11 protein-coding genes are annotated in these 12,018 nt (G+C 59.9%); 4 read left to right on the forward strand and 7 right to left on the reverse strand.

Annotation, left to right across the window (positions count from 1 at the left end; genetic code table 11):
• Positions 1-134: 134 nt before the first annotated feature.
• Positions 135-299, forward strand: a complete 165-nt coding sequence (locus tag PKE80_RS09925) for a hypothetical protein (RefSeq protein ID WP_271182345.1) — start codon at positions 135-137, stop codon at positions 297-299.
• Positions 300-782: 483 nt separating this feature from the next.
• On the opposite strand, the gene PKE80_RS09930 is transcribed toward PKE80_RS09925, so the two are convergent.
• From PKE80_RS09930 to PKE80_RS09955, 6 genes are all read right to left on the reverse strand, one after another.
• A complete protein-coding gene (locus PKE80_RS09930) occupies positions 783-1,919 on the reverse strand; it encodes a replication initiator protein A (protein ID WP_271182346.1) in 1,137 nt (378 codons plus the stop codon).
• An 87-nt stretch (positions 1,920-2,006) separates the two neighbouring features.
• Positions 2,007-3,071 carry a ParB/RepB/Spo0J family partition protein gene (locus PKE80_RS09935; RefSeq protein WP_271182347.1) on the reverse strand — a complete coding sequence of 355 codons (1,065 nt, stop codon included), beginning with the start codon at positions 3,069-3,071 and terminating at the stop codon, positions 2,007-2,009.
• A complete protein-coding gene (locus tag PKE80_RS09940; protein ID WP_036530278.1) occupies positions 3,068-4,264 on the reverse strand; it encodes an AAA family ATPase in 1,197 nt (398 codons plus the stop codon). Before PKE80_RS09940 ends, PKE80_RS09935 begins: the two co-directional genes overlap by 4 nt.
• Positions 4,265-4,438: 174 nt before the next feature.
• Positions 4,439-4,591, reverse strand: coding sequence for a hypothetical protein (locus tag PKE80_RS09945; protein ID WP_271182348.1), 153 nt, complete (start codon positions 4,589-4,591; stop codon positions 4,439-4,441).
• A gap of 113 nt (positions 4,592-4,704) precedes the next feature.
• Positions 4,705-6,021, reverse strand: a complete 1,317-nt coding sequence (locus tag PKE80_RS09950; protein WP_271182349.1) for a type II toxin-antitoxin system HipA family toxin — start codon at positions 6,019-6,021, stop codon at positions 4,705-4,707.
• Positions 6,022-6,029: 8 nt separating this feature from the next.
• Complete coding sequence (locus tag PKE80_RS09955; RefSeq protein ID WP_036530285.1) at positions 6,030-6,242, reverse strand: helix-turn-helix domain-containing protein; 213 nt, start codon at positions 6,240-6,242, stop codon at positions 6,030-6,032.
• Between the two features lie 512 nt (positions 6,243-6,754).
• On the opposite strand from PKE80_RS09955, the gene rpoD reads away from it, so the two are divergent.
• Genes rpoD through PKE80_RS09970 form a run of 3 tightly spaced genes read left to right on the forward strand, consistent with a single transcriptional unit; the run spans position 6,755 to position 10,968 of the window.
• Entirely contained in the window at positions 6,755-8,806 is a 2,052-nt protein-coding gene (gene rpoD / locus PKE80_RS09960; RefSeq protein WP_271182350.1) for an RNA polymerase sigma factor RpoD, read from the forward strand.
• Positions 8,807-8,840: 34 nt separating this feature from the next.
• The gene (locus PKE80_RS09965; RefSeq protein WP_271182351.1) at positions 8,841-9,485 is read left to right on the forward strand and encodes a hypothetical protein; all 645 of its coding nucleotides are present in this window, start codon (positions 8,841-8,843) and stop codon (positions 9,483-9,485) included.
• A gap of 31 nt (positions 9,486-9,516) precedes the next feature.
• On the forward strand, positions 9,517-10,968 hold the full coding sequence (locus tag PKE80_RS09970; protein ID WP_271182352.1) for a DUF6880 family protein: 1,452 nt from the start codon (positions 9,517-9,519) through the stop codon (positions 10,966-10,968).
• 460 nt (positions 10,969-11,428) lie between these two features.
• Here the strand turns inward: PKE80_RS09970 and PKE80_RS09975 are convergent, their stop codons facing one another.
• On the reverse strand, positions 11,429-11,956 hold the full coding sequence (locus PKE80_RS09975) for a YjaZ family protein (protein ID WP_271182353.1): 528 nt from the start codon (positions 11,954-11,956) through the stop codon (positions 11,429-11,431).
• Positions 11,957-12,018 lie beyond the last annotated feature (62 nt).

Genomic DNA, 12,018 nt, shown 5'->3' on the forward strand with positions numbered 1-12,018 from the left:
GCGCAGATACGGCGCAGCGGGATGTTGTCCGGCGTTTTGGTAGCAACAGTCCCGATGGCAAGTTCGCGTTGGCGGTTGGACGTTACCCCGTCAGCGGTCGAAATCCCTGCAGGTCAATAACAGGTCGGTTTAGGTTGACCTGGCTAGCCTTGATGCATTTCTCGGGCGAGGGCGAGGGCGAGGGCGAGGGCGAGGGCGAGGGCGAGGGCGAGGGCGAGGGCGAGGGCGAGGGCGAGGGCGAGGGCGAGGGCGAGGGCGAGGGCAGGCAGGCGCAAACTTCGGTATTTCAGGAACGCTGAGATTTCGATGGGATCGCTGGTTTGAAGGTCCGATGGTTGAATAGATCGCCCACTTCGATCCGGGGTCAGGGAGGATGTGTCCGCCAGGACGGGGTTGAGGTCGGAGCGCCTCTGGTGGCTGCGATGTGCGTGCAGCGCTGTCGTGACAAGGTGTCGCCGCTGGGATCCAAACAGGGCGGGCAGGGGAGGGCAAGGCAGCCTGGTTCAGCGCATGGGGCAGGGGCCCGGAGCCTCCTGGTGGAAGACAGCGACCGGATCGGTACTTCAGGAACGGGGACCGCAATGATGAATTTGGGCGCACGCGTTGCCGAACAATCAGGCTGCGGGCAGCGGCCTTGCTCGATCAGCTTTTGGGACTGGTGCGGGTCGGTGAAAGAAAGCTGTTCCTGAAGTACCGACTGGGGAAGGGCGGTAACCTCGGTGGGCAGACTATGCTTTGGATCGTCAGGGTGTCTGCGAGGGAACCGACACTTACCGGACCAATCAGTTGGCCGCCCGTTGTTTCGAGCAGAAGGTTGCAAAGATCTGGGCTATGTTCGGTGCGTCTCTAGCGATGTCACGCTGTCGCATGAACGCACGAAAATCATCAGCAACAAGACCATGGTCTCGCTGAGGGCTAGGCAGGCTTGCACGAGCGATCGAGCCGAACGCGGTGTAGGCAATATGACCTTCGGGAAACGCCGGGGGAGGGGAGGGGACGGCTGGAGCCGCAGTTTGGTCGTCTCCCGTCGCTTCAGCCGTTGACCGCGATGTGCCCGAACGCCCCGTCGTCCCGCTGACCGGAAGTTCCTCGTCCTTGCTGCGCTTAACCATTCGCAACATCGGTTCGGCACCGTTTCTTGCTTCGATCTTCAAGGAGAAGCCGGGCAGGGCGTCTTCCTTGGCGATTTTCGTGATCTCGAATTTGAAGCGGCGATAGTCACCCTCCGCGCCGCTCTTCTCGAATAGCGTGGGCATCGTGATCGCAAACCCGTCGGGGCCTGCTCCCCCAGCATGCTTGCGCGCTACACGATAGAGCCAGCGCTCCCTGCCTCCCGTGAGGGAGAAGTACGCAGGGTCGATAGCAAGAACCCCGCCTTCCATGAGCACGCCGTCGTAGAACCACTTGGCCAGGGTGATCCGCATGCCGCGGATCGATCCCTTGCGATCGCGGATCTGGCTGTGGCTATCGATCCACGAAAAAGTCGTCTCGACCGCATCGCCTGAGCGTATGTTGGTTTTGACGGTCGTCGACTGAAGCCGGTCGAGCGTGTTGCTAAGGAGGTCATATGCGCGCCCGCCAACATCACGCTTCAACGTCTTGAGCATGTCGTGGGGAACGATGTGGAGGGTCTGGGGGATGTCGTTTGTGCCGCGCCGCTTGTGCTCGATTAGAACTGAGGCACAGTAGATCAGGATATCGAGGTCATAGATGGTCGCAAGGCCGTACTCGGAGTTGGCCGAGACATGCACAGTCACCTTGCCATCCGGGCTCACGTAATCGATCGGCTTGAGGCGCTTGCGCTTCGACAGCGAGAAAAAGGGCCGTTCCATCGTCTCGCGCTGATCCCTGAGGGGCAGGGTCGTCAGTTGCGGGAGGAAGAGGTCAACTTGCCGGTCTTCTCGCTGTTCCTTTGGCATCGTTTAATTCCAGCTGGCGCGTAAAAGATATTTTACCAGCGCGTAAGTTTCTGTTTTAAATCGATAATTCATACGAAACCTGTGTTTCTATCGGGAGAATTTGGCCTTCTCGATAACGGGACGCAATGCTTCCAGAATTTCGTCCACCGTGCTGGTGTTTTGCGGGTTGATGTTAACAGTGAGGCCCTTCGCCTTGCTATCTGAGAGAACCTCCGCGATTCGGCCGCCTGCCTGGCTCATGACCGCTGGCTTGGAGCGGGGCGCGGCCTTAGGCTTGTGCTCAGCGGACGCTGCCATGAGACGCTCGAACACGCGGGCGCCCTCGATCTTTGCAAGTCCAGCGTCGCGGCGCTCCTGCTGTTCGGCAGAAACAACCCGGGCTGCATCGAGGATCTCGTCCCTGCGCGACGCATCCTTGAGGATGGGGGACAAGCGCATTCCATGATGGACCTTGAGATCGTTCGGTTCAGCGAATGCAGCAATGACCTCGTCAGGCAGTTCGGCAAGCTGCAGCAGGTTGTGCAGGTTCTGGCGCGGGATCGCCAGACGCTCGGCCATCTGAACCCGGCCGCCGTTATAGTACGCTTGGACGGCATGCTGATAGTTGCGCGCTCGCTCGAGGTCGGTGACGTCCTCGCGTTCCCGGTTCTCGAGATCCGCGAGCCTGAAAGCGGCTTCGTCATCGAGGGTTTCGATGCGGGCGATCAGCTCGATTTCCGAGTGATTGTTCGCGTTGAGCCACGAGACCGAGAAATGGCGCCGGGTGCCGACGATCAGCTCATAAGACGCTGGACCGTTCTTGGTGCGCCGGATGACGACCGGTTCCCTGTTGGTGCCTTCTTCGCGGATGGAATCGATGAGGCTCGCGCAACGCTCGTGAGACAGCTGGTCGTAGTCGCGCGCATTGCCCGGCCAGATCGTGCACTCACTCGGCTTGATCCGGATCGTGAGCTTCTTGACCGTCTTCGAGAGTTCGTCGAGGCCCGCGCCCCTGCGTTCGAGAAACGAGGGCGCCGGGACGGGTTCGCTCGGGCGCTCTACGACATCGGGTGCCGCCGAAGCCGCGGCCTCGTCATTTAATACAGGCTGGGCGGCACCAATGCTCTCGATCGCGTTAGCGAGCAGGCTGCGCCGTTTTCCTCCAGAGCTCATGCCGCCTCCGTAAGCCTGTCGGTGCCCAACTGGCCAATACGTGAGGGCCATTGCTTGCAGATGTCCTTCTCTACCTCGCGGAAAACCATGTTGAGGTTGTCACGGCATCGCGTGTAGGTCTGGTGGGAACCGTAAGGTTTGTTGATCTCATAGATAGAGGACATCTGAAGGCCGGCGTTCTTGATTTCCTCCGACAGGAGAATGGGGGTTGAAAGCAACTGACCGGCATAGGTCTTTTCCATGACCTGCAGCATCTGCGCTTCGTTTGTCCGGTTGGGCTGGAACATCGTGCAGACTACGCGGATGAACCCGTAGTCGATCGAGGTGTCGAAGCGCGAAACAAGGGTCATGGCCTCGCGGCAGGTCTGCATGAAATGGATCGTCGAAAGATAATCCAGCTGGCGCGCCGGCACCGGGATCAGGAGCCCATCGGCCGCAGTCAGGGTGTTGACCCCCAGAAAGCCCATCGCCGGCGGCGGATCGAGGATCACGACATCGTAATCGTACCGCACTTCCTCAAGACCGATGCGCAGCATGCGGAATGCACCGGCGATGGCGTCGGGGCCCTCTTCAATGGTGGCGGTCAGTTCCCACTCGGTGTCCTGGAGCCCAAGATTGGCAGGGCAGATATCGATGTTCGGCCAGGCGGTTTTCTGGATCGTCTTACGAAACGAGTCGGCGTCGTCCATGCGAGGAGACAGAAAATTCGAAAGCGTATGGGTCTCATCGACCATGGCCTCGAGATTGACGTCGAACATTACGCTCATCGATGCCTGCGGATCGCAATCGACCACGAGAACGCGATAGCCGCGCAGACCAAGATAATCAGCCAGATGCTTGGCTGTGGTTGATTTGCTCACGCCACCTTTGAAGTTCTGGACCGCGAGGACCACGGCCCGCTCATCAGGGGCTTTGCCCATCTTGATGCCGAGCGCTTCGCGAATGGCGATCAGATCTTCGACCGTGTAGTACCGGCGGCCATTGCTGGCAGTCTTGGGCGCAGGCAGGCGTCCACGCGCTTCTGCTTTCGAAAGGGCTTCGGGCGTCCTGCCGAGCATGTCGGCAGCGACAGTGGCCCCCATTGAGATATTGAGCGTCTTGCGATCGGCAGGGTCGATGGCAGCTTGGCGCAGTACACTCTTGGCGTTCTCACACGAACTGATCATTGCATCGAGAATCTGGCCCGACAACATGTGTGTGTCCCCTTCCGCAGCCCCGAATCAACCTGGTTCGGCAAAAAGGCAGCGAATTGATCGGTAATCCCGGACACGTATTCCAAAAAAGTGGTAGTCAGTCAATTCCATCTCAGACTGAGCGGCAAGGGTGACAACCGTGTTCATCTCCTCATTGTCCAAGACGTCGAGCCGCTAAGAAGCGGGACATCTACCGGTGATCCCCGAGCCGTTTGCCTCGAGGTACCGAAATTTTTGCTTCGTGAAGATCTCCAGATCCGATTGCCAACCCGCCGGCCAGCGCTCTGCGGCAAAGAGATGGATAATGACGAAGGTGAGCTCGCCCATCTTGCGCCCCTTCGCCTGTTAGGCAGGTTGGCGCGAGGGTGCGGTTCGGGAGGCGGTGGCTCTATCCGAAAATCTCGCCGCATCACGAACGGGGCATTACGGTATTTCCGAAGCTAGCCGTGGTAGGTAGTCGCGTCGATCTGATCGGCGTCATCATTTCCCGGAGCGCCGTACTCTTCATCGCCGGGCTCCTGCGCATGAGCGCGCACTTCTCCAATGCGCTGCGCAATCTCGCGCTCAAAGACCTTCAGCATCAGGCCGGGACCCGCAGGCATGGCGGCGACCTCCTCGCAGGCCTGCGGCAGTTCGCGTAAGAGGCGGGCCGTCACGGCCTCCACGCGCCGGACCGTGGCCTTGGGGGAAAGACCTGAAGCCTCAGCCATGCGCTGCCAATGCCTCGCGTAGATGTGCCGCCCCCGTCGCTGTCCGCCGATGGCCTGGGCATGGTTCTGAGTGATGTTTGCCCACCCCAGGCCCGACATGAGATCGTAGAGCGGAGCAAAGCGGTTAGCCTGATGTGTGAGCAGGACCGAATAGTTCTTTGCGTGCGAATCGACATTGCCGATGGCGATATTGAAGATCACCGCGTCGAGCAGCTGCGTGATTTCCCGCGCAGTCATGTGCGCGCGCACGGTCGCGAAGAAATCCGCGATCGAAGGGCCGCGCGTGCCGGTGCCGTTGTACTCGTACTTGGCGACGGGAGGGCGACCCAGAGACTGGCAGAAGTCCTCCTGATGAATCCGTCGCACCGCGCCCGGCTCGCCTTCACGATCGTAGCGCGTCACCAGGAGATAGGATCGCTGTCCGGCAAGGCCTGTCGTGACTGGCGCAGTGAGTAGCCCGGCGCGCCGGGCCAGAACCATGCACAGCGCCTCGTTCTGGACGCTGCCGAGAAGGCGCGGGTTGTCGGGCTTCAGGATATGCGTGGATGGGGCGCCATGCATCGGCACCCCGATCGCATCGCCGAGCTTTGCCACCGGAAGCTTGTCCTGCGCGCCGGCGAGGCTCATCGAGACGCCTTCCTCGTCGACGAGAAAGGGGCGGGCAGGCAGATCGCTTATGATCCGCTCCAGAGCATCGCTGCCCGTGATCTCACGATAGTCGGGCGTCCCGCCCGGTGTATCGAGGCCAATGCTGAGCGCGCCGGCAAGATCGGTCCCGGTACGCGCGATCAGCCCGAGAACATCGTCCGCAGTCGCTCCCACAACGCGGGTCATTGCGCGCAGCGGATCGCCTTCTGGAAGCAGGTTCATGAGCCAGGGAAGAACGATATCTCCTTTATAGGTGCTGCCATCGACGGGCATCCTGAGCGAAATCGGGAAATGGTCCGGTGCGGCTTGCCAAGCGGCGCTGTAGGAAAGCCGGACCTCGTCGTTCGCCGCCACGAGCGTAGCGAGATGACGACCCTCGAAAGTAATGGGAAGTTCCATTCGCCGCTTCAGTCGGACGAGCCCAGAGCCGTCAGTCGCAACCCGACAGCCTGCGCAGCAGCCAGGGCCTTGCCGAGCTGGGCTGTGGCTTTGCCTGCCTCAAGATCCACGATGAAGCGCTCACCAGTGTTGATCGCAAGCGCAAGCTCGCGCTGGGTGAGGCCAAGGCCCTTGCGGGCGGTCGCAATCGCTGTGCCGAATTGTTGAGCGGTGTGTATCATATCTTCCCGTTCGGTAAGATGGCATCTTTATCATCTGGAGGCAAGGTCATATCTTCCCGATCGGTAAGAATATAAGCGTTGGCTGAAGCGGAACGACGGCATCTTACCGAACGGGAAGATCAATCTCAGTCAGCCGTGGGTTGAGCCTGCAATGGTGCGGCGTAGGCGCGCTGCAATTCACAGTACTGCATGTGTGGCCATGCAGTAGCGCGATATGCGGTTATTTCATGCTGATGCCCGTCATTGATCCATCAGCATGAAAGCCTGGTTAGCGCGGAGTCTGAAAAGCAGGGTTACCAAACCCTTCAATCCTAAGCGAATGCTGAGCGATGCTCGGCGAGTGCAAAAAACTGCTCAAGGATCATGTTAGCGGAGCCGACCTCAGTGCCGGTATACGCATGCATCGTGGAAAGCACGCTGGAACTGCTCGGACTTGTCCGGCAAAGGGGCGGCTACATATGCCTTGCATGGTCTCGTGAACGGGACTTCAAAGACGAGTTGACGACCCAAGTATGAGCAGAAGCGAACGCGGCAAAGAAATGGAAGAGCCAATCATTGAGGCGAGCCGAGGTTCAGTCGCCAAGTTCATCGCCTATGCCAAGCGTCGCGGCACGATCACCGTCGACGAGCTGAACCTCGCGCTGCCGCAGGACCAGATGACCGCCGACCAGATCGAGGACGTCATGGCGGCGATGTCGGAGATGGGCATCAGGGTCGTCGAGAACGAGGACGATCCGGATGCCGATGACGCTCCCGCCAGCGCCGCCTCGTCGGACGACAGCGACGAGGATCGGGTGCCTGCCGACGAAGGGGCCGATGATGGCAGAGATGGCGTTGACGGCGACGCTGTCTTCGAGAGCCGTGAGCCGCGACCGAAGAAGGCCGAGAACCTCGGCAGCACGGACGATCCGGTGCGCATGTACTTGCGCGAGATGGGCGCTGCCGAGATGCTCACCCGCGAGGGCGAGGCCGCAATCGCCAAGCGGATCGAAGCCGGCCGCGACATGATGATCCAGGGCTTGTGCGAAAGCCCGCTGACGTTCCATGCGATCATCGAGTGGTCCGAGGCGCTCAACGCCGGCCACATGCAGCTGCGCGAAATTCTCGATCTCGACGCGATGCTGGCGAAGGAGCCGCAGGTCGAGACGTTCGGCGAAGACGGCGGCGAAATCAGCGAGAAGACCGCAGGTCCCTCGTTCAGCGATGACGAGGAGTCCGAGGAGAAGGACGCCGCCGAGGTGGACGAGGATGGCAATCCGATCGCCAGCCCGCGCCGCGAAGAGGCGGATGCGGAGGAGGGCGGCATCAGCCTGGCGCAGATGGAAGCGACGCTGATGCCCGAGGCGCTGGAGAAGTTCGCGCTCATCGCCGGGCTGTTCCACAGCTTCGAGCGGCTTCAGGCCGACCGTACGGAAGCGGCCGGGCTGGGTATCGTTTTCCCCGAAACGCGCGAGGAACAGTACCTGCAACTGCGCGCCGAACTGACCGCCGAGGTGGAATCGGTCAAGTTCCATGCGGCCAAGATCGAGCAGTTGATCGACAACCTCTACGTGTCGAACCGCCGTCTCACGACGCTGGGCGGCCAGATGCTTCGACTGGTCGAGCGCCACAAGGTGAAGCGCGCCGATTTCCTCGAAGCCTATGTTGGCCGTGAGCTGGACGATACCTGGGTCGCCGAGATGGCGGGCCGGGACAAGAAGTGGGCCGCGTTCGCCGTCGCCGAAGCCGGCCCTGCCGAGCGGATCCGTAACGAGGTCGCCGAAATCGCCGCGACCATCGGCATGGCGCTCCCCGAATTCCGCCGCATCGTCAACATGGTCCAGAAGGGCGAGCGAGAGGCGCGTATCGCCAAGAAGGAGATGGTCGAGGCGAACCTGCGCCTGGTGATCTCGATCGCCAAGAAGTACCTCAACCGGGGGCTGCAGTTCCTCGACCTGATACAGGAAGGCAACATCGGCCTGATGAAGGCGGTCGATAAGTTTGAGTACCGCCGCGGCTACAAGTTCTCGACTTATGCGACCTGGTGGATCCGGCAGGCTATCACCCGCTCGATCGCGGATCAGGCCCGCACGATCCGCATCCCGGTCCACATGATTGAGACGATCAACAAGCTGGTCCGCGCCAACCGTCGCTTCCTCCACGAACATGGCCGCGAGCCCACGCCCGAGGAGATGGCCGAGCAGCTCTCGATGCCACTCGAGAAGGTCAAGCGCGTGCTTAAGATCGCGAAAGAGCCGGTGTCGCTGGAAAGCCCGGTGGGTGACGAGGAAGACAGCTCCCTGGGTGACTTCATCCGGGACGAGAACGCGGTGATCCCGGTGGACGCGGCGATCGAGGCGAACCTCAAGGAGATGATAACGCGTTCCTTGGCGTCGCTCACGCCGCGCGAGGAACGCGTTCTGCGCATGCGCTTCGGCATCGGCATGAACACCGATCACACTCTCGAGGAGGTCGGTCAGCAGTTCTCGGTAACCCGTGAACGCATCCGCCAGATAGAGGCGAAGGCGCTGCGGAAGCTCAAGCACCCTAGCCGGTCGCGCATCATGCGTGCTTTCCTCGACTGATAGCATCGCCAGCCTTTGGTGGATATGTGAAGACATGACGTCAAAATTCAGAACGCCGAAGGAGAAAGTCGTTCGCGATGTGCTGGAGAAGCACGCTTGTTCGGTTCCTTACCATGAAGTGCGCACGCGATTTCTCGGAGCAATCGCCTCACCGTTAATGGCGGCTTCGCCGCTGCCAGTGGTGAAGGCGCTGTGGGGCGGCGAATTTCCGCCGTTCGATTCCATGGGTAATCTCAATCATCTGATCGATGTGCTGATCAATCAGCTTTGGAACAGCCTGACGAAGCACAATAGCCGTACAGCGCCCTTCAGGCTTTACCGGCTTGATCTCGAGCCGTCGGCTGAGAATCTTGCGAAGTACGCCCGAGTGCGCCGACAGGAGCTGGAAGGCTTTGTTGAAGGTCTGTTCGGTGGTCATGAAACCCTCGACCTGCCGGAGCGAGCCCATATGTCCCTGGGGCACCTTGGTGAACTTCGCGCGATGATGGGCGGCATTGAGGACCTGGTCGCGCGCGACATCCAGGCGGAAAGCCGAACGCAGCTCGAGACGACCTTCAGACACGTGCGCGAACTCACCAAAATCATGGAAACCGAAATCCATGAGGCTGTGTTGTCTTGCGCCCGGGCTCGACATCAGATGCTCGACGGATCTACGCTCACAAAACCCGTCATGCACTAACCGTGCAACCGGCCCGGATCGAGTTGAGAATTTGGCTTCCAAGAAAACCCTGAACGCGAAGAACCTTGAGGAGTTGGGGGCGGGTCGCCTCGCCCAACTGCTGATCGAAATCAGCACGGGAAATGCCCTCGCCAAGCGTCGCCTGCGTCTCGAGCTTGCTGGCGCACAAAGCCCGGGGGAGGTGGCGCGTGAAGTGGACAAAAGGCTCAGCACGATCCGGCGATCGCGATCCTTCGTCGACTGGCAGAACCGTAAAGCCCTGATCGCGGATCTTCAGACGCAAAGGACGGCCATTGTCGAGCAGGTCGCTCAATCGGACCCTGCCGAGGGTCTGGCGTTGATGTGGCGTTTTCTTGGCCTGGCCAATTCCATCTTCGGGCGCTGTGATGACAGCAGCGGGATGGTCATTGCCATTTTTCACGAGGCTGTCGCGGATCTGGCGGAGATTGCCGTGCGGGCAAATCCCAGGCCGGAGGCGCTGGGTGACGCGGTCTATGATGCTTTGAGCGCCAATGAGTATGGCCAGTACGACGACCTGATCGGCACCCTTGCTGCCGTTCTGGGAGAGCGCGGGCTTACCTATCTGCGCGGTCGTATGACTGCGCTGGCGAAGACGCCGGTTAAAAGGCCGGCAGGCAAGGATCGAGTAGCCGTGGGTTGGGCATCAAGCGGTGCCATCTACCAGGATGAGATTGACGAGCGTAGCCGAGATAGCACGGTGAAGCTCGCTCTCATGGAGATCGCTGACGCATTAGGCGATGTCGATGCGTTCATCGCGCAGTATGACGAACCCACCCGCAAGATGCCCCGGATCGCAGCTGAAATCGCCAATCGCCTCGTCGCCGCAGATCGTGCTGACGATGCCCTTCAAATCCTTGATGCGGCAACGCAGAACAATCCCAGTCACTCCAGCTTCAATTGGCCGGACTTCAAATGGGTTGATGCAAGGATCGCCGTTCTGGACGCATTGGGCAGGGGGCGTGAGGCACAGGACATGCGCTGGTCCTGCTTCGAAAGTTCGCTGTCGTCCGGGCACTTGCGTGAATACCTCAAGCAGCTGGCGGATTTCGAGGACATCGATGCTGAGACGCGTGCCTTCGACCACGCGCAAACCTGCAACAGCGTTCTTGGTGCACTGTCGTTCTTCGTGGAATGGCCGAAGCTTGACCGTGCCGCCGACCTTGTAATCGGTCGCTTCGAGAAGATCGACGGCGACCATTACGAAATCCTAACGCCTGCCGCTGACGCGCTTTCGGCGAAATATCCGTTGGCAGCAAGCCTTGTGCTGCGCGCCATGATCGATTTCACCCTGATCCATGCCCGGTCAACGCGTTACAAGCACGCTGCTCGTCATCTCCTCGAGTGCGCCAGTCTCTCGCGACAAATTTCCGATTTTGGCGTGCATGAATCTCACACCGATTATGAAGCGAGATTACGCAAGATGCACGGGCGCAAGAGCGGTTTCTGGGGCCTGGTCGATTGATATACTGCCGCCCCGGATTGGTTCTCGACCTTATTGTGAACCCCGCCTTCGTGACTGCTCATCCTATTGGATGACCGGTCCCGACCCAAATCGGCCGTTCAGCGGTCGATTTTCCATCCCCAGGTGCTGACCGTCTGCTTACCAGACTTCAGAGCCTGTGATGGCCGGTAGGCGACTGTCCGGTTACGGGCGTATAAACCCAGATAGCTGCCGTCCCAAACGGTTCGCTCTTCCCCGTCACGTCGCGACGAGGACCGGGAGCGATAACAGCACGGTGGAACTGCGATTCAACTTTTTATTGAAACTTTTACCACTCTAGGGCATTAGAGAATCAGCTACGGACAGCGGGGCTTCCTGTAAAAAGGTCGCCGCAGCATGTGCGCCTCAATGGCCGGTACACCACGGTAAGGCACACCCGCACCTTTAAAGGGCCTCCGCCTAAAGCGGAGGCCCTTTTCCGTTAGGGCATCCTTTTTTGCTTATACAAGCAGGTTCGCAAAACCGTGTGCATATTGAAGCGCCGTTTGATGTGGCTGAAGGAAACTGCGCGCGAATGGCAACTGGTAACGACCAGATTGACGTCAGCCAGCTCCTGATTGCACGGATAAAGGTAGAAGAAGACCACCTGATGCTCGCCATCGACCGGCGCGGGGGCGCGACCTGGTGCAATGTCGATGATGGCATAGTTCATGGCCCTGTTTCGATCGAATGATTCCCAGCAGAAATAATTCTGCTCGATCATCCGCTTAGCTAATTCAGGAAGCCCAAGCGAAAACGCATACCGATCTTCGCAAAACCGCCTCGGTTTGCCATTCTCGTCCTCTAGATGGTGATCGCCGCGATCACAGCTCTGTGAGATGGTATGAAGGCCAAGGGTTATCCGGACGCGCAAGTCGCCATTATCAATCCCCTTGCCGGGGACGGTAACTACAAAGCTGCGCAGATGCCTTAAGTCCCGGAGAACGCCTTCTACCTCAATTTCATCCATAACTCGCCAGAATGACCTTCCTTAAGCAGCGCACGCATGTCTGAGTGCCCTACCCCGCGTTG

This window comes from Novosphingobium resinovorum (assembly GCF_027922145.1).
Classification (GTDB): domain Bacteria; phylum Pseudomonadota; class Alphaproteobacteria; order Sphingomonadales; family Sphingomonadaceae; genus Novosphingobium; species Novosphingobium resinovorum.

Coding starts and splice junctions, on each gene's coding strand:
- rpoD (WP_271182350.1), top strand. CDS start 6,755: ATGAGCAGAAGCGAACGCGGCAAAGAAATGGAAGAGCCAATCATTGAG.
- PKE80_RS09940 (WP_036530278.1), bottom strand. CDS start 4,264: ATGTTGTCGGGCCAGATTCTCGATGCAATGATCAGTTCGTGTGAGAAC.
- PKE80_RS09975 (WP_271182353.1), bottom strand. CDS start 11,956: ATGGATGAAATTGAGGTAGAAGGCGTTCTCCGGGACTTAAGGCATCTG.
- PKE80_RS09930 (WP_271182346.1), bottom strand. CDS start 1,919: ATGCCAAAGGAACAGCGAGAAGACCGGCAAGTTGACCTCTTCCTCCCG.
- PKE80_RS09935 (WP_271182347.1), bottom strand. CDS start 3,071: ATGAGCTCTGGAGGAAAACGGCGCAGCCTGCTCGCTAACGCGATCGAG.
- PKE80_RS09945 (WP_271182348.1), bottom strand. CDS start 4,591: ATGGGCGAGCTCACCTTCGTCATTATCCATCTCTTTGCCGCAGAGCGC.
- PKE80_RS09965 (WP_271182351.1), top strand. CDS start 8,841: ATGACGTCAAAATTCAGAACGCCGAAGGAGAAAGTCGTTCGCGATGTG.
- PKE80_RS09950 (WP_271182349.1), bottom strand. CDS start 6,021: ATGGAACTTCCCATTACTTTCGAGGGTCGTCATCTCGCTACGCTCGTG.
- PKE80_RS09955 (WP_036530285.1), bottom strand. CDS start 6,242: ATGATACACACCGCTCAACAATTCGGCACAGCGATTGCGACCGCCCGC.